At 67.9% G+C, this 26,448-nt stretch carries 20 protein-coding genes; all 20 read right to left on the bottom strand.

What is annotated here, in order from left to right:
• Nucleotides 1–26: 26 nt before the first annotated feature.
• On the bottom strand, nt 27–278 hold the full coding sequence (locus ACAM57_RS07305) for a hypothetical protein (protein WP_369661155.1): 252 nt from the start codon (nt 276–278) through the stop codon (nt 27–29).
• A gap of 369 nt (nt 279–647) precedes the next feature.
• Nucleotides 648–1,325 (bottom strand): response regulator, encoded by a 678-nt coding sequence (locus tag ACAM57_RS07300; RefSeq protein ID WP_369661154.1) that lies wholly within the window; start codon nt 1,323–1,325, stop codon nt 648–650.
• Nucleotides 1,322–2,704, bottom strand: coding sequence for a cache domain-containing protein (locus ACAM57_RS07295; protein WP_369661153.1), 1,383 nt, complete (start codon nt 2,702–2,704; stop codon nt 1,322–1,324). The genes ACAM57_RS07300 and ACAM57_RS07295 overlap by 4 nt, the downstream gene beginning before the upstream one ends.
• Before the next feature lie 56 nt (nt 2,705–2,760).
• Nucleotides 2,761–3,750 (bottom strand): hypothetical protein, encoded by a 990-nt coding sequence (locus tag ACAM57_RS07290; protein WP_369661152.1) that lies wholly within the window; start codon nt 3,748–3,750, stop codon nt 2,761–2,763.
• Nucleotides 3,751–3,762: 12 nt separating this feature from the next.
• Entirely contained in the window at nt 3,763–5,001 is a 1,239-nt protein-coding gene (locus tag ACAM57_RS07285; protein ID WP_369661151.1) for an MFS transporter, read from the bottom strand.
• A gap of 224 nt (nt 5,002–5,225) precedes the next feature.
• Nucleotides 5,226–6,599, bottom strand: coding sequence for a HipA domain-containing protein (locus ACAM57_RS07280; protein WP_369661150.1), 1,374 nt, complete (start codon nt 6,597–6,599; stop codon nt 5,226–5,228).
• Nucleotides 6,600–6,990: 391 nt separating this feature from the next.
• Nucleotides 6,991–7,929, bottom strand: coding sequence for a DedA family protein/thiosulfate sulfurtransferase GlpE (locus tag ACAM57_RS07275; protein WP_369661149.1), 939 nt, complete (start codon nt 7,927–7,929; stop codon nt 6,991–6,993).
• Nucleotides 7,930–8,058: 129 nt separating this feature from the next.
• Entirely contained in the window at nt 8,059–9,456 is a 1,398-nt protein-coding gene (locus tag ACAM57_RS07270) for a heavy metal sensor histidine kinase (protein ID WP_369661148.1), read from the bottom strand.
• Entirely contained in the window at nt 9,453–10,148 is a 696-nt protein-coding gene (locus ACAM57_RS07265; RefSeq protein ID WP_369661147.1) for a heavy metal response regulator transcription factor, read from the bottom strand. The genes ACAM57_RS07270 and ACAM57_RS07265 overlap by 4 nt, the downstream gene beginning before the upstream one ends.
• Nucleotides 10,149–10,181: 33 nt before the next feature.
• Nucleotides 10,182–13,349 carry an efflux RND transporter permease subunit gene (locus tag ACAM57_RS07260; protein WP_369661146.1) on the bottom strand — a complete coding sequence of 1,056 codons (3,168 nt, stop codon included), beginning with the start codon at nt 13,347–13,349 and terminating at the stop codon, nt 10,182–10,184.
• Nucleotides 13,346–14,584, bottom strand: coding sequence for an efflux RND transporter periplasmic adaptor subunit (locus ACAM57_RS07255; protein ID WP_369661145.1), 1,239 nt, complete (start codon nt 14,582–14,584; stop codon nt 13,346–13,348). Before ACAM57_RS07255 ends, ACAM57_RS07260 begins: the two co-directional genes overlap by 4 nt.
• Nucleotides 14,585–14,588: 4 nt before the next feature.
• Nucleotides 14,589–16,064 carry an efflux transporter outer membrane subunit gene (locus tag ACAM57_RS07250; protein ID WP_369661144.1) on the bottom strand — a complete coding sequence of 492 codons (1,476 nt, stop codon included), beginning with the start codon at nt 16,062–16,064 and terminating at the stop codon, nt 14,589–14,591.
• A 294-nt stretch (nt 16,065–16,358) separates the two neighbouring features.
• Nucleotides 16,359–17,369: an aldo/keto reductase gene (locus tag ACAM57_RS07245; RefSeq protein WP_369661143.1), complete on the bottom strand. Its 1,011-nt coding sequence runs from the start codon at nt 17,367–17,369 to the stop codon at nt 16,359–16,361.
• Between the two features lie 101 nt (nt 17,370–17,470).
• Nucleotides 17,471–19,045 (bottom strand): alkaline phosphatase, encoded by a 1,575-nt coding sequence (locus ACAM57_RS07240; protein ID WP_369661142.1) that lies wholly within the window; start codon nt 19,043–19,045, stop codon nt 17,471–17,473.
• A gap of 102 nt (nt 19,046–19,147) precedes the next feature.
• Entirely contained in the window at nt 19,148–20,398 is a 1,251-nt protein-coding gene (locus ACAM57_RS07235) for an MFS transporter (protein WP_184641128.1), read from the bottom strand.
• Between the two features lie 132 nt (nt 20,399–20,530).
• Nucleotides 20,531–21,223: an urea ABC transporter ATP-binding subunit UrtE gene (gene urtE, locus ACAM57_RS07230; protein ID WP_369661141.1), complete on the bottom strand. Its 693-nt coding sequence runs from the start codon at nt 21,221–21,223 to the stop codon at nt 20,531–20,533.
• A 13-nt stretch (nt 21,224–21,236) separates the two neighbouring features.
• Nucleotides 21,237–22,115: an urea ABC transporter ATP-binding protein UrtD gene (gene urtD, locus ACAM57_RS07225; RefSeq protein ID WP_093301977.1), complete on the bottom strand. Its 879-nt coding sequence runs from the start codon at nt 22,113–22,115 to the stop codon at nt 21,237–21,239.
• Entirely contained in the window at nt 22,112–23,338 is a 1,227-nt protein-coding gene (urtC, locus tag ACAM57_RS07220; protein WP_132800936.1) for an urea ABC transporter permease subunit UrtC, read from the bottom strand. The genes urtD and urtC overlap by 4 nt, the downstream gene beginning before the upstream one ends.
• Nucleotides 23,335–24,882 (bottom strand): urea ABC transporter permease subunit UrtB, encoded by a 1,548-nt coding sequence (gene urtB, locus ACAM57_RS07215; protein ID WP_369661140.1) that lies wholly within the window; start codon nt 24,880–24,882, stop codon nt 23,335–23,337. Before urtB ends, urtC begins: the two co-directional genes overlap by 4 nt.
• Before the next feature lie 192 nt (nt 24,883–25,074).
• The gene (gene urtA, locus ACAM57_RS07210) at nt 25,075–26,343 is read right to left on the bottom strand and encodes an urea ABC transporter substrate-binding protein (RefSeq protein WP_019657838.1); all 1,269 of its coding nucleotides are present in this window, start codon (nt 26,341–26,343) and stop codon (nt 25,075–25,077) included.
• Nucleotides 26,344–26,448: the final 105 nt, after the last annotated feature.

Below are 26,448 nucleotides of genomic sequence, written 5' to 3'. Positions count from 1 at the left end.
TCTTCCTATCTTCCCCAAGTCCAATTTCATCTCGCTCCTCCGTTCTCCTGAAACAACTCCACAGCCTCCCGCGCCAAATCCGAAGCAATCCAAAGCAGATTCTCCCGATGCGCCTCCCCCGCATCCTGGAACCATCCGTCCCCGGCGCCGTAGAAGCACCAGAGCAGCGAGTTCAGCTGCTCCAGCTTGTTCTCCAGTAGACCGGCCGGGTCCCGTGTCGTGGTGGTCGCGTCCGCAGATGCCGGCTTTCCTGCGCCGGCCATAATTCGTTTAGCCATTTGGTGTGCTCGCTTTCCAAAGTTTGTGCACGTCATGTGGTTAGACGGTCAAGGTGTTCGCGCACCTTGGCCGTCGCCTTTTGCGCCTCACGTTCGCGTCGATGCAAGTCGCACCGACAGCCCGCCGCAAGGCAATGCGGTTTCACTCAAGAGAGGTCTTCGTGTGCTCTGCCCTCCATGCCCACTTGGTGGGTCGTTCAACCACAGGGGCATTCACTGTATAGAAGACCAGGCTGCGCAGAAGTGACTTTCTGCCCAGAACCTGTCGATTCCTTCGCTTGATCGCGAGGCGGCGGCGCCAGTCCACAAAGCGCTGACAGTCGCGGGGTCGATCAGCGAAAAAGAGGCTGCAGAAGCGGCTGCATCAGCTCAGGAATCGCGTCCGAATTCGCGCGCGTGCTCCACCGCGTACTTGATGAGCTCGGCCTGCCCCTCGATGCCCAGGCGGCGCTTGATGCTCTGCCGGTGCGCCTCCACCGTACGCACGCTCAGGCCCAGATCGCGCGCGATCTGCTTGCTCGATTCGCCTCGGCCCAGCGCCGAAAGAATCTCGCTCTCGCGCGGGGTGAGCAGGGGCCTGGGCTCCTGCGTGCGGAAGAGTTTCTTCGACACGGCCGGGCTCAGGAATGTGCCACCGGCCGACACGGCCTCGATGGCCGCGACGATCTCGGCCGCGGGCGCGTCTTTCAGCACGTAGCCGCGCGCGCCCACCTGCAGGGCCTTCTGCACGTACTCGGGGTTGTCGTACATGCTGAGCATCACGATGTGCGGCGCGCCCTGGCGTTGCAGCAGCAGTGCCGCGAGCTCGATGCCGTTCATGTCCTTCATGCCGACGTCCATCAGCATGAGGTCGGGCCTCACGCTTTCCACCAACTCGAGCGCTTCGGCGGCGCTGCCGGCCTCGCCGACGATCTCCAGGTTGGGCATGGAGCCGAGCCTTGCGCGCAGGCCGTCACGCACCAGCGGGTGGTCGTCCACCAGGAAGAGGCGGACCGTTGTCGTTGCGGGTGCCGAAGGGGGCGTCGTGGGCTTGGGTGCGGTCGTCATGCTGCTGCTGTCTGCGCCTTCGCGCTGCGGGCTGGCACTTCGGCTTCGATGGATGTGCGCCCGGCGTTGCTGCACATGGTGAGCCGCCCGCCGATGGCCTCCATGCGCTCGCGCATGTTGCGCAGGCCGATGCCGCGCCGGGGGTCGAGCTGCACGGCCTGAATGTCGAAGCCGGTGCCGTCGTCGCTCACTTCGAGGCGCACGCCTTCTTCTTCGTCGAAGCTCAGCGCAATGTGCACGTGTTGCGCCTTGGCATGCTTGCGCACGTTGGTCAGTGCCTCCTGCGTGAGGCGGAAGAGCGCGGTCTTCACCTCGGGCTGCAGCTCGAAGGACTCGCCGCCCACCATCATCGACGCATCGACGCCGCCGCCCTCTTCCCTGAACTCGTCGACCAACCGCTCCAGCGCGGCGGGCAGGCCCAGGGTGTCGAGCAATGCGGGGCGCAGACGGTGCGATATGCGGCGCACTTCTATCAGCGAATCGTTGAGCCGCTGCAGCGCCTTCGCGAGCGCGGGCGGCGCGGGTTGCTGCTGGCGGTCGAGCGATTCGACGGCCGATTCGATCAGCAGCTTGGCCGACACCAGCGTCTGGCTGGTGCCGTCGTGCAGCTCACGCGCGAGGTGGCCGCGCTCTTCTTCCTGCGACTGCACCACGCGGCGCGCGAGCAGCCGCAGCTTGGCTTCGGCGGTGCGGTGCTCGCTCAAGTTCAACAGGAGGCCCGCGGCACTGACCACGCCCAGGCACAGCGCGGCGATGCCGGCAATCCACAGCAGCGTGGCCGTGACGTTGGCGTTCATCTGCCGGTCGAGGGTGTCCATGGTCGACTGGATGTCGTCGAGGTACAGGCCGGTGCCGACCATCCAGTTCCATCGCGGCAGCGCGGTCACGTAGCCGAGCTTGGGCGCCATCTGCGCGCTCGAAGGCTTGCGCCATTCGTACTCGACGAAGCCGCCGCCTTTTTCCTTCGCGCCCTTGATGAGTTCCTGAATGGTGTAGCGGCCGTGCGAATCGCGCAGCTCCCAGAGGTTCTGCCCCACCAGCTCGGGCTGGCGCGAATGCATGAGGGAGTTGCCCTCCAGGTCGTAGACGAAGAAGTAGCCATCGTCGCCGTAGTTGAGCGCGGCCAGCCGGCGCAGCGCCTCGGCGCGGGTGGCCTCGTCGTCCTGGCCCGACTCGTACAGCGGCAGCAGGTTGCTCACGGCCAGGTCGACGTAGCTGCGCAGCTCGCTGCGGCGCTGGGCCATGTAGCTGTTCTCGATGAGGGCACGCTCGCGCTGGGCGAGGTCATGCTCCTGGTGGCGCACCGCAAGGGCCACCAGCACCAGCGCGATGAGCAGCGGTGCGACGGCGAGCGCAACGATCTTGGTGCGGAGGTTCATCGGGTGGCAAGGCTACCACCGGCGCCTGTGGGGGCAACCAGCAGGCGGCTCGCTGTTCAGAGCTCGGGGTTGGTCAGCGGCAGCAGGCCTCGGTCGGCCAGGGCGTCGAGCAGCGCTTCCTGGTCTGCGCCGCCTTCGAGCAACAGGTCGAGGCGCTTGCCCTGCGGCGGCCGGATGGCGATGAAGCTGAAGTCGTAGCCGATGCCCTTTGCACGGCGGCGGCTGACGCTGGCGTGCTGAAGATCGGCCTGCCAGCTGCCGTCAGTGCTGCGCAGTTGCGTGCCGACGAGTTCGAAGGCGCGCACGCGCGATGGCGCGAAGGTGCTGATCTGCCCCAAGGGAATGAACCACACGAGCCACGCGGCCAGCGGCACGATCACGCACAGCCCCACCAGGGTTTTCAGGAAACCGGCGTCGGAGGCATTGAACAGCAGCGCAATGGCCGCCGCGCCACCCAGCAGGTAGCCCGCCGCGATCCAGGCCAGGAAGCAGCGCCAGCAGAAGACCAGCGCGCGGCTTTGCAGAGCGCCTGTGGCCGGCTGCGTGGGCGCGGCCCGCAGCGAGAGGTAGTGGTTGAGCACGGGCGCCACGTCATCGACGGGGACCGTGAGCAAGAGCTTGCCGAAGGGCCGGGTGTGGACGACGAGGTAGTTGTCGCTGTCGGGAATGCCTTCCAGCGAGAGCACGTCGATCCAGTCGACGTGGCCTAGTCCTTGCACCGAGAGGCCAGCCTCATCGATGTCGACCTGCGCGTTCTCGTTGAAGAGCTTGGGCCGGCGCTTGCCGGGTCTGCGCCAGAGCGTCTCGAGCCAGAGCCACGCGCGCACCACGACCACCAGGCCCACCAGCCACAGCGCGAAAAGCGCGAACCAGGCCAGCAGGTTCAGCGCGCTACTCCAGCCCGTCGCATCGAGGTCGATGAGCCACACGCTCGCCGCGACCAACACCAGCGTGTACGCCAGGCACAGCAGCAGGATGGGCCAGATGCCGGCGGCGTCGGGCTGCGTGACCTGGATACGCCGCGAAAAAACCGGTGGGCTGCTCATCGACCGCGAAGGCTACCTTCCGAGGGCGACGCCTTCCGCGCGCGGGCGGAACTCGGTCGCGTAGTACAGCAGCGCCACCAGCACATACGCGCCGCCCAGCAGGCACAGCCCACTCCATCCGTGGAAGGCATACACCGCGGCTGCAATGCCCGAAGCCACGGCCGCACAGATGAAGATAAAGGTCATGAACAGGCCGTTGAGCCTGCCGCGCAACTCAGGGGCGAGCATGAAGAGGCTGCGGAAGTTGAGCACCTGGCAAAGCTGCACCGCGCCGTCGAGCAGGATGCCCGCCGCGACCAGGCCGGTCAGCGAGTGGTAGTGCATGGCCACCGCGCCCAGCACGAACGAGAACAGCGCCACTGCGATGGCGACGCCGGTGGCCGGGCGAGTCAGCCCGCGGTCGGCCAACCGGCCGGCGATGGGCGCCATCAGCGCACCGGCGGCACCGGCCAGCGCAAAGGCCGCGATGCCGCCCTGCCCCATGCCGAACTCGTGTGCGAGCGCCAGCGGCACGGCCGTCCAGAAGGCCTGGAAACCGGAGAACATCATCCCCTGGTACAGCCCGCGCCGGCGCAGCACGGGCGTGGTCCACACGATGCCCGGCAGCGAGGCCATGGTGCGCGCATACCCCATGGAGGCATGCGGGTGGCGCTGCGGCAGCGCGCGCCACAGCACGGCGATGAGCGTGGCCATGAGCACGGCCGATACCCAGAACACCGCGCGCCAGCCCAGCGCGGAAGCCACCATGCTGGCGAAGGGCCGCGCCAGCATGATCCCGCCCAGCAGGCCGGCCATGATGTTGCCGACCACCTTGCCGCGCGTGGCCTCGGGCGCAAGGTGCGAGGCAAAAGGCAGCAGCACCTGGGCCGCGACCGCGCAGGTGCCAACCACGAAGGAAGCCGCCAGGAAGGTGACGGCCGAGTTCGACAGCGCAATGCCCACCAACCCGATCACCGCGCCGAAGAGCGCGCCCACGATGAGCCGGCGGTTCTCGACCACGTCGGCCAGCGGCACCAGCAGCAGCAGGCCGGCGCCGTAGCCGAGCTGGGTGAGCGTCATGATGAGCCCGGCCAGGCCGGCGTGCAGCTGCAGCGTGTTGGAGATGGGGCCGATGAGCGGCTGGGCGTAGTAGATGTTGGCCACGCACAGGCCGCAGGCGACGGCGAAGACCAGCGTGAGGGCCGGGCTGAGGCCCGGTGCGGCGGGGTGTGCGGAACGAGCGGCGGGCGCCGCGGAGGATGGAGAGGACACGGAGGGATCCCGGTTTGCGAGAGGTCTGCCCTCGGGTTAACCCGAGGGCCGGGCACCATAGCACGCGGGGCGGGTTTCTGCAGGCGCGGGCCTTGGGCCGTAGGCGCGCGGTGATCCCGTCTTGAGCCGGCCCCAGAGTCCATGACGGTGGTGTCCGCCAAGAGTCAGGATTGCATGGAACTCAACGACCCGCGGCCACTGTGCAGCCGCAGTCCCTTGTGCGTTCAGCGCGGGTGGTCCATGGAGCCCGATGAATCCTCGTGGGTGGAGGGCTCGAGCGCAGGCAGCAGGGGCGTCACTATCTCGGTAACCCGCTGGGCGTTGCCGATGCCGATCTCGCGCATCGGGCCGGACAGCCGCGTGTCTGCGGCGGCTGACAACCAGAAGGCGTGCGAGGCACGGAACGCCTGCTCCCACACGTCGGACCTGGCTCCCAGGGATTGGAACGACGGGGTGACCAGCCTCAACTCCGGCTCGATGCCGCCGCCGACGGGCGCATACATCATCGGGAGCATGTCATAGGCCGGAGACACGTCACGGGGCTGGCCGTGCGCATCGGTCATGAGGGAGAGATTTTCGAAATGGCGATCGCCGTTGCCAATCAGCTCCGAGAAGGCTGTCAGGACGAGGACCTTGCGTACGGAATCCGCCCCGAGAATCGCCGCCTCTTCGCATCGCTGAGCGAATGCTGGCCAGTTGTCCCGCATGCCGAACAGCTCGTCGTCGATCGCGCCGGCGGAAATCATGCCGCGTCGTCCAAAGCGGCCCACTCGATCAAAACGCTCGACTTCGAGAAACCCATACCCGTCGCTCTCGAAATAGTGCGCTGACGCGGCCTCGATGCCGGCCTCTTGCAGCGCACGCAACGCCAGCTCCTCCAGGACAAGCATCTCCGATGATCTGGTCCCGACGCGGGCGAACTTCACAATGAGATGGCCGCGCGTTTCGGTTTCGCATGTGAACTTGGGTTGCTCGCCGCCTGCGCTGCTGCCAGCGCCTGTTTGGGTCGTGGAAGTCGCAAGTTGTGGATAGACCCGGGCAATGTCTGCGCTCGCGATCGGCGCGACCTGTCGGGATGCCATGTGCGTGGCGAACGAATTGGCTCCCCACATGAGGGATCCCGGTACGTCCGAGCCCATGGAGCAAAGAAACTTCACGCGGTGATCGTCGGACCAGTCCCGCAAGGATGCAGGCACCCTCAGCTCCGCGGCAACCACCTTTGCGATCCGTGCGCCCAGGTAGCCCGATGGCGCCGCGAACGCCATGGCAGGCGGCAGTCCTTGGTGGAGGCGACTGTCCGGGCCATCCAGGTCAACCCAGGTACCGCCTCCAGAAAGAAAATTGACCTTTCCCAATTCCGTCACCCGGCCCTCTTCGTCCACCCGAAACACCGGTTGAGGCGAAGGAACCGGGTCACTGCGGACAAGCGCGTAGCGTGGGGTTCGCACACCCGGTTCTCTGAAACGGATGACTTCGCGTCCTAATTCCTGAATAGTTCGAGACAGGGTGGGCTGGCTTGTACCGAGAAGCGCCAAAAGATCGTTAGTTGGCCTCGCCCCCTGAGCCAAGGCCTGTCGAACAATGGAGGTACGGTTCATCTAGTTGCCTGCTTCCAGGTTGGTGTGGCGTTGAATGAATTATTGGTTGAATAGTTCAAAGAATTGATGAAATTATGCCTGGATGCGCGTCTTTCAGCTAGGAAACGATGTGTCGTGCGCGTCATCGTCGGCGGGCGCCGAGGAGGAAGGCGCGCGGTGATCCCGTCTTGACGACGGTCCTTCGATCAGCGCACTGCGGTTGGCTGGCAGCGATGCGGCAGTAACTCTCCGACGCGACTGGCCGACCGCAGGGCCTGGCGCCAACGTGAGCGAGACGAACTCGGCTTGCGGATGGCCGGCCTTCGAGGTGATGCCTCTCGCGTCGACCATGCGGCGCCACCTGAGAACGAGGTCGGCGTTGAGGCCATGGGCCAGCGCCACTTGGAGACGTTCAGTCGACCGTGGTCGGCCGGCCCGAGGCCACCCAGGCGTCGAGCCCGCCCGTGAGCGGCAGGGCCCGCCGCGCACCGCGCGCCAGCAGCACGCGCGCGGCCTGCGCGGCCGACACCTCGTTGGGGCAGCTGCAGTACAGCACCACGTCGCGCCCCGCCGCGTGCGACAGGTCGAGGCTGCGCTGTTGCAGCGCCTTGAGGGTGTACGACTGCGCCCCCGGAATGCGGCGCGGGTCGACCTGCACGCCGGCCTTGCCGCGCACGTCGATCACCAGCGGAGGCTCTTCGCCGCTGAGCAGCTCGTGCAGCTCTTCCACCGAGATGCGCGGCATACCCGTGAGCCGCATGAAGGCGCGGCGGCGCCAGTAGCGCACCGCGAGAATCACCGCCAGCAGCACGGCCACCGCCGCCGTGGCGATGCCGCCAGCCTGCGCGAGGATGGCCAGCACTTCCTGGATCTGGTTGCGGAACACCCAGCCCAGCCCGAGGAAGAGCCCCGTCCAGACCAGTGCGGCCCCGACGTCGAAGCCGATGAAGCGCCGCACCGACATGCCCAGCGCCCCTGCCATCGGCGGCGCCACCACCGACACGCCCGGCACGAACTTGGCGGCGACCAGCGAAAGGCCGCCCCAGTCGGAGATGAGGGATTCGCCGCGCCGCACGCACGAATCCGGCGACAGCGAGATGCGGCACAGCAGGCGCATGAAGCGGTAGCCGAAGCGTCGCCCCGCATAGAACCACGCCCCGTCGCCCAGCAGGTTGGCGATGACTGCAGCCACCACCACGCCGGCCACCGAGACGTCGCCCGCGGCCAGCAGCGCGCCCGTGAGCACCAGCACCGCCGCAGCCGGCACGGGCAGCCCGAGGCGCGCGGCAAAACTGGCGGCGAACACCACCAGGATCGCGTTCTGCACGAGCAGGGACATCAGCTGCGCCATGGCTGCCCTTGTGGTCCCGGTGCGGGTGGAAATTGCGGTGGTTGCGTGCTGTTCATGCCGGCAGCGATTCTCCGGCATGGCCCAAGAACGTACCGGGCGCAGGCCAATGGCTGGCGCCTTCAGCCATCGTCAGCCTGCGGCTTTCTCGGGGGAGCGCGCGACGCTGAAGCCGAAGGTATTCCACCCGCCTTCGCTCGATGCGCTGACCTGCCCCCCATGCATGCTCGCCACCGCCTTCACGATGGCCAGCCCCAGCCCATGGCCGTGGTGCTCGCCGCCGTCGTTGCGGGCCTCGTCGACGCGGTAGAACCGGTCGAACAGGTGCTGCAGGTGCTGCGCGTCGATGGGCTCGCCGGGGTTCGACACGGTGATCCAGGTGGCAGCGGTTTCCTCGCGCAGCCTCACGGCGATCTGCGCACCGGGCTTCGAGTGCTCGATGGCGTTCTGCAGCAGGTTCGACATCGCGCGGCGGAAAAGCGCGCTCTCCAGCCGCGCCTCGGCCTGCACGTCGCCCTCGATGACGACCTGCGCACGCGTCTCGTCGAGCACGAACTCGAAGAACTCGATGGTCTTGCGCACTTCCTGCGCCACCGGCGTGAGCACCAGCCCGGTGGCCACCTCGCCGCGATCGGCACGCGCGAGAAAGAGCATGTCGTTGACGATGGAGCGCACCCGCTCCAGGTCTTCGAGGTTGGCCTGCAGCACCTCCTGGAACTCGCCCGCGCTGCGCTGGCGCGAGAGCGCCACCTGCGTGCTGCCGATGAGGTTGGCCAGCGGCGTGCGCAGCTCGTGCGCCACGTCGGCGTTGAAGGCTTCGAGCTGGCCGTAGGCCTCTTCGAGCCGGCTCAGCGCGCCGTTGAATGCTTCGGCCAGCGCCGAGAGTTCGACCGGCAGACGCTCCACCTGCAGCCGCTGCGACAGCGTCTTGGGCCGCAGCGCCTGCGCCTCCCTCGACAGCCGCTCCAGCGGCCGCAGCCCCAGCTGCGCGATCCAGTAGCCTGCCGCGGCCACCACCAGCACCGCGCAAAGCCCGAGCCCGACCAGCGCAGTCAGGAAGTTCTGGCGCGTGCGGGCATAGGGCTCGGTATTGCGCCCGACGATCAGCCGCACGGCGGGACGCTGCTCGAACGGGTCGATGTGCACAGACAGCGTACGGAAGGGCCGCTCCTGCCCCGGCAGCTCGATCACGCTGGTGTGGCCGTTGGCCTGTCGGGTGAGCCCGTCGATCTCGGCCAGGCCCTTGCCGTACTGGAAGCGCGGATCGTCGCTGAGCACCCAGAAGCGCACGCTGCCGTCCTCGGGGGTGAGCGCGTCCATGCGCGCCTGCACGCGCGGCCAGCGCTCGGGGCTGCCGATGGCCTTGATCCAGAACTGCAGGCTCTTGAGGGTGGTGTCGAGCTCCTCGTACTGGTGTCGCTCCAGCTCGCGCGCCAGCACGTTGTGCAGCGCGAAGCCGGCCAGCGCGAAGGTCGCGAGCGCCACCGCCGCGAACATCAGCACCAGCCGCGCGGTGATGGATCGCTTCACGAGGCGGCGCCCTCCCCTGCTCCCTCGCGCAGTTCCATCACGTAGCCCATGCCGCGGATGGTGTGCAGCAGCTTCGGGCTGAAGGGCACGTCGATCTTGTCGCGCAGCCGCTTGATGGCCACCTCGACCACGTTGGTGTTGCTGTCGAAGTTCATGTCCCACACCAGCTCGGCGATGGCGGTCTTCGAAAGGATCTCGCCCTGGCGGCGCGCCAGCACGGCCAGCAGCGCGAACTCCTTGGCGGTGAGGTCGATGCGGGTGCTGCCACGGAATGCCTTGCGCGCCAGCAGATCGATCTGCAGGTCGGCGATGCGCAGCTGCATCGGCTCCTGCTTGCGGCCGCGGCGGTTGAGCGCCTGCAGCCGCGCCAGCAGTTCGAGAAAGGAGAAGGGCTTGACGAGGTAGTCGTCGGCCCCTTCGTGCAGGCCCTTGATGCGGTCTTCCACGCGGTCGCGCGCGGTGAGCATGATGACCGGCGTCTGCTTCACGGCGCGCAGGGCGCGCAACACCGAGAAGCCGTCCTGGCCCGGCAGCATCACGTCGAGCACGATCACGTCGTACTCGTGGGTGAGCGCGAGGTGCTGGCCGTCGATGCCGTTGTGCGCCATGTCGACCGCGCAGCCCTGCTCGGTCAGCCCCTTGGAGAGGTAGTCCGCGGTTCTCAGTTCGTCTTCGACAATCAGGATCTTCATGGCATGGGCTTGCGCTGCGTCAACCGGTGGCGCTCATCCGTGCTGCACCTCGGCGGCTACCTCGGCCTTGCCGGCCTTCCTGGCCTTGCGCGCTTCCTTGCGGCGCATGTACCAGTAGTGAGCGCGGTCGAGGTACAGGTAGACCACCGGGGTCGTGAACAGCGTGAGCGCCTGCGAGAGTATCAGCCCGCCGACCATCGCGTAGCCCAGCGGCCGCCGCAGCTCCGAACCCGAGCCGTGGCCCAGCATCAACGGCAGGCCCGAGAGCAGCGCGCACATGGTGGTCATCATGATCGGGCGGAAGCGCAGCAGGCAGGCCTGGTAGATGGCCTCCTGCGGCGCCATGCCCTGCTCGCGCTCGGCCTTGAGCGCGAAGTCGATCATCATGATGCCGTTCTTCTTCACGATGCCGATGAGCAGGATGATGCCGATCAGCGCGATCACGCTCAGGTCGTAGCCGCCCGCCATCAATATCAGCAGCGCGCCCACGCCGGCCGAGGGCAGCGTCGAGAGAATGGTCAGCGGGTGGATGTAGCTCTCGTAGAGCAGGCCCAGCACGATGTACACCGCCACCAGCGCCGCGGCGATCAGGTAGGGCTGCGAGGCCAGCGAATCCTGGAAGGCCTGCGCCGTGCCCTGGAACGAGCCGGTGAGCGACTGCGGCAGCCCCATGTCGGCCTGCGCCTTGTTGATGGCGTTCACCGCGTCGCCCAGCGCATGGCCCGGCGCGAGGTTGAACGAGATGGTCACGGCCGGGAACTGGCCCTGGTGGCTGATCGAGAGGTAGGCCGTCTTGCTGGTGTCCACCTTCACGAAGGTCGACAGCGGCACCTGCTGGCCGGTGATGGGCGAGTTGAGGTACAGCTTGCTGAAGAGCGCCGGGTCCTGCTGCAGCGCGGGCGTCACCTCCAGCACCACGTGGTAGCTGTTGAGCTGGGTGAAGTATTGCGCGACCTGCCGCTGGCCGATGGCGTCGTACAGCGTGGCGTCGATGGTGGCCGGAGAGATGCCGAAGCTCGACGCGCGGTCGCGGTCGATGGTGAGCACGGCCGAGGCGGCGGCGTTCTGCTGGTCGGTGGCCAGGTCGGTGATCTCGGGCAGCTGCTTGAAGCGCTCCAGCAGCTTGGGCGCCCAGGTGTTGAGCTCGTCGAGGTTGGCGTCGGTCACCGTGTACTGGTACTGCGTGCGCGAGGCCCGGCCGCCCACGCGGATGTCCTGCCCGGCCTGCAGGAACAGGTTCACGCCCTGCACCTTGGCCAGCTGCGGGCGCAGCCGCGCGATGATCTCGTCGGCGCTGGCCGTGCGGCCTTCGTCCTTGGGCTTCAGGCTGATGTAGAAGTTGCCGGTGTTGTAGGTCGACGAACTGCCGTTCATGCCGAAGCCGGTGACGTCCGGGTCCTTGCGCACCACGTCGGCCAGCTCGACCATGCGGGCGTTCATCGACGCGAAGGATGCGTCCTGCGCCGACTCGGCAAAGCCCGAGATGAAGCCCGTGTCCTGCTGCGGGAAGAAGCCCTTGGGAATGAACACGAACAGCACGCCCGTGGCCGCCACCGTGGCGATGAAGGTCATGAGCGTGATGAACTGGTGGTCGAGCACCACGTGCAGCCCGCGCTTGTAGGCGCCGAGCATGGCGTCGAAGCCGCGCTCGAAGAGCTGGTAGAGCCGCCCGTGCTTGCTGCCGTGCTCGTTCTTCAGAAAGCGCGAGCACAGCATGGGCGTGAGCGTGAGCGAGATCACCACGCTCACCACGATGGTGAGCGTGACCGTCACCGCGAACTCGCGGAACAGCCGGCCCACGATGCCGCCCATGAGCAGCAGCGGAATGAACACCGCCACCAGCGACACCGAGATCGAGATGATGGTGAAGCCGATCTCGCCCGCGCCCTTGTACGCGGCCTCGACCGCCGACATGCCTTCTTCGACGTAGCGGTAGATGTTTTCCAGCATGACGATGGCGTCGTCCACCACGAAGCCGACCGCGATGGTCAGCGCCATGAGCGAGAGGTTGTCGAGGCTGTAGCCCAGCAGGTACATCACCGCCACCGTGCCCAGCAGCGCCAGCGGCACCGTCACGCTGGGGATGAGCGTGGCCGGCACGTTGCGCAGGAACACGAAGATCACGGCCACCACCAGCGCGATGGTCAGCAGCAGGGTGAACTCCACGTCCTTCACCGAGGCGCGGATGGTCTGCGTGCGGTCGATGATGGCGTTGACTTCCACCGTCGGCGGAATCGACGCCTTCAGCCTCGGCAACGCGGCGTTGATGCGGTCAACCGTCTCGATGACGTTGGCGCCCGGCTGCTTGGTGATGGCCAGCACGATGGAGCGGCCGTTCTGCACGTTGCTGCCCTCGGGCGCGGCGGCGCCCGCGTAGGCCCAGCCGGCGATCTTGGCGTTCTCGGGGCCGTCCACCGCCACGCCCAGGTCGCTCACGCGGATGGGCGCGCCGTTGCGGTAGGCCAGCACCACGTCGTTCCAGGGCTTGGCCTTCAGCAGCTGGTCGTTCGTGTAGACGGTGAAGCTCTGGTTGGGCCCGTCGATAGTGCCCTTGGGCGCGTTGACGGTGGCCGATGCGAGCACGGTGCGCACGTCTTCCAGGCTCAGGCCCAGCGCGGCGAGCTTGGCGGGGTCGACCTGCACCCGCACCGCCGGCTTCTGCACGCCGCCGATGTTGACCAGGCCCACGCCCGATATCTGCGATATCTGCTGCGCGAGGATGTTGTCGGCGTAGTCGTTCACCTCGGTCAGCGGCAGCGTCTTCGACTGCACCGAAAGAATGAGGATGGGCGCGTCGGCCGGGTTCACCTTGCGGAAGGTGGGCGGGCTCGGCAGGTTGGCGGGCAGCTGGCCGGTCGATGCATTGATGGCCGCCTGCACGTCGAGCGCGGCGGCGTCGATGCTGCGGTCGAGGTCGAACTGCAGCGTGATCTGGGTGGAGCCCAGGCCGCTGGTCGAGGTCATCTGCGAGAGCCCCGCGATCAGCGAGAACTGCCGCTCCAGCGGCTGCGCCACGTTCGACGCCATGGTCTCCGGGCTGGCGCCCGGCAGGTTGGCCGAGACCTGGATGGTCGGAAAGTCGACCTGCGGCAGCGGCGCCACCGGCAGCAGCGGAAACACCGCCGCGCCGACCAGCAGGATGGCCAGTGCCAGCAGCGTGGTGCCGATGGGGCGCTTGATGAATGCGGCGGAGATGCTCAATTGCTGCTCCCGCTGCTGCTGGCGACCTTGGCCGCGTCCTTCACGGCGTCCTTCACTGCATTCTTTGCGGCGGGCGGCGGCTCGACGATGGTGGCGCCGGGCTTGAGCTTGTACTGGCCGTCGACCACCACGCGCTGGCCGGCCTCCAGGCCCTTGTCGATCACGGCCGTGCCGTCGGCGATCTGCACCACGTGCACCGGTACGTTGGCGACCTTGTTCTCTGCATCGACGGCCCAGACGTAGGTGCTGTCCTGGCCGCGCTGCACCGCGGCGGCGGGCAGCGTGAGCGAGTCGGCCCGGCGGTCGAGCTGCAGCCGCACGTTGACGAACTGGCCCGGCCACAGCGTGTGCTGCGGATTGGCGAAGCTGCCCTTGAGCTGCACCGTGCCGCTGGTGGTGTCGATCTGGTTGTTCAGCAATATCAGCTTGCCGGTGCCCAGCATCTGCGTGCCGCTGCGGTCATAGGCCACCACCGAGAGAGGCTGGCTGCTCTGCTGCTGCACGCGGTTGATGTCCTGCACGGCCTCTTCCGGCAGCGTGAACTGCACGGCGATCGGGTCGATCTGGTTGATGACGACCAGGCCGTTGGCATCCGCCGCATGGACGATGTTGCCCGGGTCCACCAGCCGCGCGCCCACCCGACCATTCATGGGCGAGGAAATGCGCGTGAAGCTCAGTTGCACCTCGGCGTACTGCACCTGGGCCGCGTCGTTCTGCACGGCGGCCTCGAGCTGGTTGACGAGGGCCTTCTGCGTGTCGACCTGCTGCTGCGTGGCGGCGTCCTGTGAGAGCAGTGTGGTGTAGCGCTTGAGGTCGGCACGGGCGTTGGCCAGCGTGGCCTGGTCCTTGGCCTTGGCGGCCTGCGCCTGCGCGAGCTGGGCCTGCAGCGTGCGCGGGTCAAGCTGGGCCAGCAGCTGGCCGGCCTTCACGTCCTGCCCCTCCACGAAGCCCACCTTGTCGAGCTGGCCGTCGATGCGCGCCTTGACCGTCACTGTGGCCATCGAGGCGACGGTGCCGATGCCCGAGCGGTAGACCTGCACGGTCTGGGTCGCGACGCGCGCGGTGGTCACCTGCACGGGCGGGCTCTTCGGCGCATCGGGCTTGGCGGCGTTGGCCGCGTGATGGGTGAGCGCCCAGGCGCCGCCGCCGAGCACGAGCACCAGGGTGGCGGTCGCGAGCCAGGTGGAGCGGCGCTGGAACAGGGGGAGCGTGGTGGTTTCTGCGGTCGTCGTCATGGCATCAATTCCCGGAAGTCGTTTCAGCGGCGTTCCAGCCGCCGCCCGTGGCTGCGATCAGCGAGACGCTGGCGGCCAGCTGGCGGCCGAGCACCTGCGCGGCCGTGCGCTGGTTGGTGAGCGAAAGGGTCTGCGCCGTCACCACGCTGAGGTAGGTGGCGGTGCCCGCGCGGTACTGGCTCAGCGCCATGCGCTCGGCGAGCTGGGCGGCGCGCACCGCGTCAGCCTGCAGTGCCGATTCGTTGTCGAGCACGCGCAGGGTGGCGAGGTTGTCTTCCACCTGCTGGAAGCCCGCGAGCACGGTCTGCTTGTATTGCGCGACGGAGGCGTCGTAGGCGGCCACGGCCTGGTCGGTGTGAGCCTTGCGCAGGCCGCCGTCGAACACGGTCTGCGCCAGCGCCGCACCCAGCGACCACACGCGGCTCGGCGTGTTGAACAGATTGCTCAGCGTGGCGGCACTGAAGCCGCCGCTGGCGCTGAGCACGATCTGCGGGTAGTAGGCGGCCTTGGCGACGCCAATGTTGGCGTTGGCGGCCTGCACGCGGCGCTCTGCGCCGGCGATGTCGGGTCGGCGCTCCAGCAGTTCCGAGGGCAGGCCGGCAGGCGTCACGGGCAACTGCAGGCGCAGCGCGGCGGCTGACGAAAGCGATTCGGCGGTCGCCGGGTTCGAAGAGGTCTCGAGCGGCGGCAGCGAGAACGACGCAGGCGCCTGACCGGTCAGCACCGCGATGGCGTGTTCGAGCTGGCTGCGCTGGGCTTCGAGATCGACGGCCTGCGCCTGCGCGGTCTTGAGTTGGCTCTCGGCCAGCGCCACGTCGGAGCGCAGCACGGTGCCGGCCGCGTACTGGTGCTGCGTGAGCTCGAGCGCCTTGGCGTAGGCGGCGGTGGTGCTCGCGTAGAGGTTGCGCTGCAGGTCGATCACGCGCACCTGCAGGTAGTCCTGAGCCAGCGTGGTCTGGATGCTGAGCCGCGCGCCGGCCAGGTCGTCGGCGCTGGCCTGCGCGCCGGCATTGCCGGCCTCGACCGAGCGGCGCACGGCGCCCCAGATGTCGGGCTCCCAGCTCGCGCCGAGGCCCAGGGTGTCGGTGGTGCCGAGCTTGACGGTGCCGGTGCTGTTGGTCTGGGCGCGCGTGGCGCCGGCGTTGAGGCCCACTGTGGGGAAGAAGCCCGCACGCGCCGCGGCGGCCAGCGCCTGCGCCTGGCGGTACTGCGCCTCGGCCACGCGGATGTTCTGGTTGGCCGCGTTGGCCTGCACGATCAGCGCGCTGAGCGTGCTGTCGCCGAATGCGTCCCACCAGGGATGGTCGGCGTCGATGGTCTGCGGGGCGGCGGTCTTCCAGGGGCCGCCGGTTTCCTTGAAGGCGGCGGGCACGTCCAGCTGCGGGCGGACGTAGTCGGGGCCGACGGCGCAGCCCGCGAGGAGCAAGGCGGCCAGCGCGAGGGCTGCGCGCGGGAGATGAGGGGCGTCGGAGAAAACCATGATGAGGGCACTCTAGGCACCCCCATCAAACCCCTCGCTGTCGCTTAACTGACAGTTCTGACAGAAATGGCTCGCCCCCAGGCTGCGCGCACTTCGTGTCGCTACGCCAGCCCCCTTCCGGGGGCAACACCTGCGGCCCGGCAAAGCCGGTTCCGCGGTGTTCCTGGGCTTCCCCCCTCCCCCGCTGGGGGAGGGTCGGCGTGGGGGCACGGCAGCGCTCAAGAAAGCGCGACGATTGTTCGGAGGCCTGCCCCCATCCCGACCATCCCCCAGAGGGGGAAGGAGAAAAACCGCTCAGCGCGGTGCGTCGCCCTTGCGGTACTCGGCGGTCAACTCGTCCAGCTTTTGCTTGAGGGCCGGGTCGAGCTTGTATTCCGCCGCCGCGATGGTCGCGTCGAGCTGATCGGGGCGGCTCGCACCGAGCAGCGGCGCGGTGATGAGCGGGTTGGCCATCACCCAGGCCACGGCCAGCGTGGCCAGCGGCACGCCGGCTTCGTCGGCGAGCTTGTGCAGTTGCGTGACGGTGTTGAAGCTGCGTTCGTTCCAGTAGCGGTCCTGGTACATGCCGCCGGCGGTGCCGAGCGTGAAGCGGGTGTTTTCCTCGGGCTTGCCGCCGGGCTTGTACTTGCCGGTGAGCAGGCCGCCGGCCAGCGGGTTGTAGGGAATCACGCCCAGGCCCTCTTCGCTTGCCAGCGGGAGCAGTTCACGTTCGATCTCGCGGAACAGCAGGCTGTAGCGCGGCTGCACCGACACATAGCGCGTGAGCCGCAGCAGGTCGGACTTGCCCAGCGCTCGGGCCAGGCGGTAGGCCAGGAAGTTGGACACGCCGATGTAGCGCGCGCGGCCCGACTTCACGATGGTGTCGAGCGCCTCCAGGCTCTCTTCGAGCGGCGTCTCGCGGTCGTCCATGTGCAGCTGGTAGAGGTCGACGTGGTCGGTCTTAAGCCGCTTGAGCGAGGCATCGATGGCGTCGAGCAGGTGCTTGCGCGATGCGCCCTGGTCCCAGCTGTTGGGGCCGACCTTGTTGACCGCCTTGGTCGCCAGCACGAAGCGGCGGCGGCCCGCGGGGCCCTGCTTCTCGAGCCAGTTGCCGATGATTTCCTCGGTGCGGCCGGCCGTCTCGATGGTGCCGCCGAGCGGGTAGACGTCGGCGGTGTCGAGGAAGTTGATGCCGCCTTCGGCCGCCTTGTCGAGGATCTGGTGCGACACGGCCTCGTCGGTCTGCAGGCCGAAGGTCATGGTGCCGAGGGCGAGGCGGGAGACGGTGAGGCCGGTGCGGCCGAGACGGGTGGAGGGAATGCTCATGGTGTTCGGTTCTCGCTCTGGAGGGAAGGAGATGAGATGGAAGGAAGGGAGCGGCGGCCATCATAGGCACGGCCGCGCGACCCTGCAGGCGGGCGGGCGTTTCAGCTGGCTCCGGCGTGCACGCCGGGCGCGCCGTGCTCGACTGAGAAGCGCGCCATGGTGCCGACCGGCGAATCGGCCGTCTTCTCGTCTTCCACCGCGCGGAACTCAACCGTGGCGCCGCGCGCATCGAGCGTGGCGAGCGCATAGCCGCGCCTGTCGGCCCGGCCATAGCGCAGCTGCGGATTCTTCGCGAGCATGTTCGCCACGCCGGCGGCGCTCGGCCCTTCGGAGGTGATGGCGCCGCCGACGAACTCGGTCGCGACCAGCGGCCCCTGCTGCGCATCGCCGCGGCGCAGGTCGGCGGCCCAGAAGGCGTGCACGTCGCCGCTGGCGACCAGCGCATTGCCGCCGCGCGCCTTGTGTTCGGCCAGCGCGTCGAGCAGGCGCGCGCGGGCGGCGGCATAGCCGTCCCAGCCGTCCATCCAGTAGCCGTGTTCTGCGCCGCGCTTGCGGTCGGCCTCGGCCAGCAGCGTGGGCTGGGCGAGCACGGTCCAGCGCGCGGGCGGCGCGGCGAGTTCGCGGGCCAGCCAGGCCTCCTGCTGCGCGCCGAAGAAGCTGCGCCCGGGCGCGAGCCGGTCGGCGCAATCGGCCAGCGGCGAGGCGCTGCGACCCGAAAGGCAGGCTTGGTGCGAGCGGTACTGGCGCCCGTCGGTCAGCAGCAGGTCGAGCATGCGGCCGAAACGGTGGCGGCCGTAGATGAGCGCATCGGGGCCGCGCGGGCGCATGCTGGCGGGCACGGGCATGTGCTCGTACCACGCCTGGTAGGCGGCGGCGCGGATCGCGAGGAACTGCGCTGGGTCCGCCGTGCGCGGCGACTCGTCGTTCGTGTAGTCGTTGGCCACTTCGTGGTCGTCCCAGGTCACGAGCCACGGGAAGGCGGCGTGTGCGGCCTGGAGTTGCGCATCGGCCTTGTAGAGCGCGTAGCGGTCGCGGAACTCGCCGAGCTGCGTGGGGATGCCGCCCTCGTGCCGGCGCACCTGGTGCGACTTGCGGGAGCTTTCGTAGATGTAATCGCCCAGGTGCACCACGAAGTCGAGCGGCTGCGCGGCCATATCGCGGTAGGCGGCGTAGTAGCCATGCTCGTAGTGCTGGCAGGAGGCGAAGGCGAAGCGCAGCTGTTGCAGGGCTTCGTCGTTGTCGGCCGGCGTGGTGCGCGTGCGGCCGGCGGGGCTGCGCGCGCCGCCAGCGGTGAAGCGATACCAGTACCAGCGCGCCGGCGGCAGGCCTTGCACCTCGACGTGCACCGAATGCGCGAGCTCCGCTGTCGCGACGGCCCTGCCCTTGGCGACGACGCGCCTGAAGCTCTCGTCGTCGGCGACCTCCCAGTTCACTTCGACAGGCGCATCGCCCATGCCGCCGCCGTGCAGCGGCTGCGGCGCGAGCCGCGTCCAGAGCACGAAGCCGTCGGCACGGGGAGCGCCCGAGGCGACGCCCAGCGTGAACGGATAGTCTGGTGTGGCGCCTGCCGGCTGTGCATGCAGCCTCGGCAAGGGATGGCCGACGAATGCGGCCGCAAGGCCGGCGCCCAGCAGACGCCGGCGCGAGAACGAGGGCAGGAAAGGCCGCGAGCTCATTCTTCGCATGCCAGGGTGATCGGCGAGGTCATCCACGGCAATGTCGTCCGCTTCGCTCGCCCCTGTCAACCGCGGTCCTGCGAAACGGCCGCGGCCCGAAGATCAGCAGGCGACGGCTGCAGGCCGGCGCGCCGCGGCACGCGCGCTCGCCACCGCCCAGCCGAAGATGCCGAGCCCCGCCAGGGCCAGAAGCGCGCCGACCCAGCCGGTGGAGGTCCAGCCCAGGCCTGCCGCGATCGCGACGCCGCCGAGCCATGCGCCCAGCGCGTTGGCCATGTTGAAGGCCGAGTGGTTGAGCGCTGCGGCGAGCGTCTGGGCGTCGCCCGACACGTCCATCAGGCGGATCTGCAACGCCGGGCCGATGGCCACGGTCGAGCCGATGAGGAACACGTTGACGGCGGCCGCGACGACGTTGTGCGCCGCGAAGGTGAACACCGCGAGCACCAGCGCCGCGTAGACCATCACGCCGCCGATGGTGCGCATCACCGACTTGTCGGCCAGCCGCGAGCCCACGAGGTTGCCCACCACCATGCCGAGGCCGAAGAGCGCGAGCACGATGGGCACGCCGCCCACCGGCATGCCGGCCACCTCGATCAGCGTGGGCTTGATGTAGCTGAACACCGAGAACATGCCGCCGAAGCCGATGGCGGCGATGCCGAGCGTGAACCACACCTGCTTGCGCTTGAGTGCGCCGAGTTCGCGCCAGGGGCTGGCGCCGGCGGCGGGCGCCATGTCGGGGATGTCGCGGCGAAGCAGCGCGATGGCCACCAGCGCGATGAGGCCCACGAACACGAAGGCCGCGCGCCAGCCGAAGAACTGGCCCAGCCACGCCGCGATGGGCACGCCCACCAGCGTGGCGCCGGTGAGCCCCAGCATCACGAGCCCCACGGCCCGCGCGCGGCGCCCCGGCGGCGCGAGCGTGGCGGCCACCAGCGCAGCCACGCCGAAGTAGGTGCCGTGCGGCAGCCCCGCCGCGAAGCGCAGCAGGTTCAGCAGCAGGTAGTTGGGAGCGGCGGCGCTGGCGAAGTTGCCCGCCGCGAACACGGCCATGAGCGCGATCAGCAGCGCGCGGCGGCGCCAGCCGGCGGCCAGCACCGCGAGCACCGGCGCGCCGATGACCACGCCGAGCGCATAGGCGCTGATGACGTGGCCGGCCTGCGGGATGCTCACGCCGATGTCGCGTGCGACCTCGGGCAGCAGGCCCATGATGACGAACTCGCCGGTGCCGATGGCGAAGCCGCCGACTCCGAGCGCGAGCACCGCGCGCAGGAAGTTGGCGGGTGCGCCCGAAGGCAGTGTGAATGAAGAAATGTCGGTGGCCGCGCTGTCCTGCGCGGGTGGGGAGGCGTTCAAGGCCAGGCTCCTGGGAGGGGTGCCCGGCGGCAGCGGGCAAGGCGCGATTTTAGGGTAAACCCTGAAACCGCACCGATACGCAGATGCCGAAGACCTTGTACTGGCAGGGCCGCGAGGGCCTCGCTTGTGGACTCAGATGGCCACCAGCTGCCGCACGCCCTGCGCTTCCATGTCCTTGCCGAGGCCGCGCGCAATGACTTCGCCGCGTTCCATCACGAGGTAGTCGTCGGCCAGTTCCTGGGCGAAGTCGTAGTACTGCTCGCACAGCACGATGGCCATGTCGCCCCGGTCGGCCAACATGCGGATGACGCGGCCGATGTCCTTGATGATGCTGGGCTGGATGCCCTCGGTGGGCTCGTCGAGGATCAGCAGGCGCGGCTTGGGCGCCAGCGCCCGGGCGATGGCCAGCTGCTGCTGCTGGCCGCCGGAGAGGTCGCCGCCCCTTCTGTTCATCATCTGCCTGAGCACGGGGAAAAGCTCGTACAGCTCCGCCGGGATGGGCGTGCCGCCGCTCTTGTAGGCCAGGCCCATGCGCAGGTTCTCCTCGACCGTGAGCCGCGCGAAGATCTCGCGGCCCTGCGGCACGAAGCCGATGCCGGCCCTGGCCCGCTCATAGGGCGTGGCCTTGTGGATCGGCTTGCCTTCGAGCTCGATGCTGCCGCTCTTGACGGGCACCAGGCCCATGAGCGACTTCAGCAGCGTGGTCTTGCCCACGCCATTGCGGCCCAGCAGCACGGTGACCTTGCCGAGCTTCGCCTCGAAGCTCACGTCGCGCAGGATGTGGGAGCCGCCGTAGTACTGATGGATGTTCTTGACTGTCAGCATGGTTCGTTCCCCCTCAGCGGCCCAGGTAGACCTCGATCACCCGCTCGTCGGCCTGCACTTCGTCCAGCGTGCCCTGCGCGAGCACGGAGCCGTCGCACAGCACGGTGACGATCTCGGAGATGGTGCGGATGAAGCTCATGTCGTGCTCCACCACCATCAGCGAGTGCTTGCCCTTGAGCGAAAGGAAGAGCTCGGCAGTGCGGGCCGTTTCCTCGTCGGTCATGCCGGCCACGGGCTCGTCGAGCAGCAGCAGCTTCGGGTCCTGCATGAGCAGCATGCCGATTTCCAGCCACTGCTTCTGCCCATGGCTCAGGTTGCCGGCCAGGCGCGAGACGCTGTCGGCGAGGTGGATGGTCTCCAGCACCTCGGCGAGCCGGTCGCTCTGCGCAGAGTCGAGCCTGAAGAGCATCGACGAGCGCACGCCCTTGTCGGTCTTCAGCGCCAGTTCCAGGTTCTCGAACACGGTCAGGTGCTCGAACACCGTCGGCTTCTGGAACTTGCGCCCGATGCCCAGCTGCGCGATTTCCGCCTCGCGGTGGCGCAGCAGGTCGATGGTGCTGCCGAAGAACACGGTGCCCTCGTCGGGCCGGGTCTTGCCGGTGATGATGTCCATCATCGTCGTCTTGCCGGCGCCGTTCGGTCCGATGATGCAGCGCAGCTCGCCCGGCGCGATGTCCAGCGAGAGCTTGTTGATGGCCTTGAAGCCGTCGAAGCTGACGCTGACGTCTTCCAGGTAGAGGATGCGGCCGTGCGTGACGTCGACCTCGCCCGGCGTGACGTGGCGGCCGAAGTCGGCGGCGCGGCCACCCGATTCGGTGCTGCCGCTCACGTAGTGGATGCCGCTTGCTCGCGCGGCGCGCTCGGCGCCTGCTTCCATGAGGTCGGGTGTCATGCGCGCGCTCCCTTCGCATCCACCGGCAGCGAGGCCAGCGCATCGGGCTCGACGCCCTGCTCCGCCGCGACGGCGCGGCGTGCCTCCTGCACCGGTTCGGGCTGCGGCTTCTCTTCTTCCTTCTTCTCCCTGGAAAGCCACTTGCGAACCAGCCCCACGATGCCGTTCGGCAGGAACAGCGTGACAGCAATGAACAACGCCCCCAGGAAGTACAGCCAGTATTCCGGATAGGCCACCGTGAGCCAGCTCTTCGCGCCGTTGACGATGAAAGCGCCGATGATCGGCCCGATCAGCGTGGCGCGACCGCCCACCGCCGCCCAGATGGCGATCTCGATGGAGTTGGCAGCGCTCATCTCGCCCGGGTTGATGATGCCGACCTGCGGCACGTACAGCGCGCCGGCCACGCCGCACATGACGGCCGAGATCACCCAGATCGTGAGCTTGTAGGGCAGCGGGTTGTAGCCCGAGAACATCACGCGCGTCTCGGCGTCGCGGATGGCCTGCAGCACGCGGCCGAACTTGCTGCCGATGAGCCACTTCGCGAACAGGAAGAAGCCCAGCAGCGTGGCGCCGGTGAGCGCGAAGAGCGTCATGCGCATTTCCTGCGTGGCGATCGGGATGCCCAGGATGCGCTTGAAGTCGGTGAAGCCGTTGTTGCCGCCGAAGCCCGTCTCGTTGCGGAAGAACAGCAGCATGGCCGCGAAAGTCATGGCCTGCGTGATGATCGAGAAGTACACGCCCTTGATGCGCGAGCGGAACGCGAAGAAGCCGAACACGAAGGCGATGAGGCCCGGCACCGCGACGATCAGCACCAGCGTGGCGATGAAGCTGTCGCTGAAGGTCCAGTGCCAGGGCAGCGTCTTCCAGTCGAGGAACACCATGAAGTCCGGCAGGTCGCTCTTGTAGTTGCCGTCGCGGCCGATCTGGCGCATGAGGTACATGCCCATCATGTAGCCGCCCAGCGCGAAGAAGAGGCCGTGGCCGAGCGAGAGGATGCCGGTGTAGCCCCAGATCAGGTCCATGGCCAGCGCGCAGATCGCATAGCACATGATCTTGCCGACCAGCGCCACCGCGTAGTCGCTCATGTGCAGCGGGCTATCGGCAGGCACCCACATGTTGAGAACCGGTGCCACCGCGCACACCACGATGAGCGCGACGAAGAAGGCCGTCCAGCCCTTGCCGCTCAAGAGCGGCCCCTTGGTTGGAAGTACGACCTTGCTCATGCCTCTGCGCTCCGGCCTTTCATCGCGAAGATGCCTTGAGGCCGCTTCTGGATGAAGATGATGATGAAAACGAGCACCGCGATCTTCGCGAGCACCGCGCCCGCCCAGCCCTCGATGAACTTGTTGAGAATGCCCAGCCCCAGTGCCGCGTACACGGTGCCCGCGAGCTGGCCCACGCCGCCCATCACGACCACCATGAAGCTGTCGACGATGTAGCTCTGGCCCAGGTCGGGGCCGACGTTGCCGATCTGGCTCAAGGCGCAGCCGGCAAGCCCGGCGATGCCGGAGCCGAGCGCGAAGGCGTAGGTGTCGATGCGCGCGGTGTTCACGCCCATGCACGAGGCGATCGGCCGGTTCTGCGTGACGCCGCGCACGAACAGGCCCAGCCGCGTGCGGCCGATGAGCCAGCCCATGGCCAGCAGCACCAACGCGGCGAAGACGATGATGCAGATGCGGTTCCACGGCAGCGTGACGTTGCTCAGCATGGTGAAGCCGCCGCTCATCCAGCCGGGGTTTTCCACGCCGACGTTCTGCGCGCCGAAGATGGAGCGCACCAGCTGCTGCAGCATCAGGCTGATGCCCCAGGTGGCCAGCAGCGTCTCGAGCGGGCGGCCGTAGAGGAAGCGGATCACGCCGCGCTCGAGCACCGCGCCCACCAGCGCCGATGCCATGAAGGAAACGGGAATGGCGGCCACCAGGTACCAGCCGAACGCGGCCTCGGGCATGTACTTCTGGAAGATGCCCTGCATCACGTAGGTGGCGTAGGCGCCGATCATCATCAGCTCGCCATGAGCCATGTTGATGACGCCCATCAGCCCGTAGGTGATGGCCAGGCCCAGCGCGGCCAGCAGCAGCACCGAGCCCAGGCTGACGCCGCTGAACACGGCGTTGATGCGGTCGCCCCAGACCAGCGCGCCGTCGATGCTGGCGATGGACGCGACGATGGCGGCCTTGACGTCGGCCTCGGTCTCGTCGGCCAGGCGCTGGTTGAGCAGCAGCTTGGTGTCTGGGTTGCGGTTGTTGCCAAGCTCCTTCGCCGCGGCGAGGCGCTTGGCCTTGTCGGCGCTGCCGAGCATGCTGGCGGCGCGCACCAGCTCCAGCTGGGACTTGATCTTGGGGTTGGTCTCGGCGGCCAGCGCCTTCTCGACCATCGGCAGGCGCGACTCGTCGGGCTCCTTGAAGAGCGCCTGCGCGGCCTCGGCGCGCACCGCGTCGTCCTTGCTCGTGAGCTTGAGCGCGGCCTGGGCGGCATCGAGCGCGCCGCGCATGAGGTTGTTGTTGACGACGTCCTCGGCGGTGTCGGGCACCTTCAGCTCGGTGCCGGTGACGGGGTCGTAGCCCTTGTCATCCTTCATCACGAAGACCTTGTCTTCGGTGTACTTGACCGCGTCGTCGGACATGGCCTGGATGAAGGCTGCCGTCTTGTCGTCTGCCGTGAGCACGGCCTTGTTGAGCGCGGCGATGCGGGCTTCGGAATCGCCGGAGGCGATGGCCCGGGCTTCGTCGGCGGTCAGCGCGTGGGCGGCCGATGCCAAGAGGAGCATGGCGGCGAAGGCGCAGTGAAGGGATCGTCGAAGCATCATGAAATTCGTGTTGCTCCCTCTCCCCTGGGGGAGAGGGTTGGGGTGAGGGCCGGAGGCCTTCAAACAAACGCGGCGGCCCAATCGACCGCCGTTGCCCCCACCCCGCCCTCTCCCCGAGGGGAGAGGGAGCGAGGCAAGGGGCTTGTCGATCAATTACATCGACTTGCCAGCGGGGTAATCCGGCTTCTTGTCGTTGCCTTCGATGTACGGGCTCCACGGCTTGGCCTTGACCGGACCCGGCGTCTTCCACACCACGTTGAACTGGCCGTCGGCCTTGATCTCGCCGATGAACACGCTCTTGTGCAGGTGGTGGTTCTTCTCGTCCATCTTCGAGACGATGCCCGAGGGAGCGGTGAAGGTCTGGCCGGCCATGGCGGCGATCACCTTGTCGGTGTCCGTCGACTTGGCCTTCTCGACCGCCTGCTTCCACATGTGGATGCCGATCCAGGTGGCTTCCATCGGGTCGTTGGTGAGCGGCTTGTCCTTGTGGCCGGCGATGTTCTTGGCCTTGGCGTACTCGCTCCACTGCTTGATGAAGGCGGTGTTGGTCGGGTTCTTGATCGACATGAAGTAGTTCCATGCGGCCAGGTGGCCCACCAGCGGCTTGGTATCGACGCCGCGCAGTTCTTCCTCGCCCACCGAGAAGGCGACCACCGGCACGTCCTTGGCCTTCAGGCCGGCGTTGCCCAGTTCCTTGTAGAAGGGCACGTTGGAGTCGCCGTTGATGGTCGAGACCACCGCCGTCTTGCCGCCGGCCGAGAACTTCTTGATGTCGGCCACGATGGTCTGGTAGTCGCTGTGGCCGAAGGGGGTGTACTTCTCGTCGATGTCGGATTCCTTCACGCCCTTGCTCTTCAGGTAGGCGCGCAGGATCTTGTTGGTGGTGCGGGGGTACACGTAGTCGGTGCCCAGCAGCACCCAGCGCTTGGCGCCGCCGCCTTCCTTGCTCATCAGGTAGTCGACGGCCGGAATGGCCTGCTGGTTGGGCGCGGCGCCCGTGTAGAACACGTTCTTGGAGAGCTCTTCACCCTCGTACTGCACGGGGTAGAACAGCAGGCCGTTCATTTCCTCGACCACCGGCAGCACCGACTTGCGCGACACCGAGGTCCAGCAGCCGAAGATGACCGAGACCTTGTCCTGGCCGAGCAGCTGCTTGGTCTTCTCGGCGAACAGCGGCCAGTTGGAGGCCGGGTCGACCACCACGGGCTCGAGCTGCTTGCCCAGCACGCCGCCCTTCTTGTTGATGTCGTCGATCGCCATCAGCACCGTGTCTTTCAGCACGGTCTCCGAGATGGCCATCGTGCCCGACAGCGAGTGCAGCACGCCGACCTTGATGGTGTCGGCGGCGAATGCGGGCGCAGCAGAAATGCTGGCCAGCGCGACGGCGGCGGTGAGCGCCTTGAGGGTGAAACGACGTTGCATGTGGACTCCTGCTCCGGGGTTGGTTGAACCTTTTCGACAGCCTTGGCTGGCGTGGGAGGGAGTCTGCGGAATGCACCACAAAGGGGAAATACGCCGGGTGGCGTA

The sequence above is a fragment of the Variovorax sp. V15 genome, from assembly GCF_041154425.1.
GTDB lineage: Bacteria > Pseudomonadota > Gammaproteobacteria > Burkholderiales > Burkholderiaceae_C > Variovorax > Variovorax guangxiensis.
Note: the sequence above shows the minus strand (reverse complement) of the source record. Positions and strands in the feature narration are given on the sequence as shown.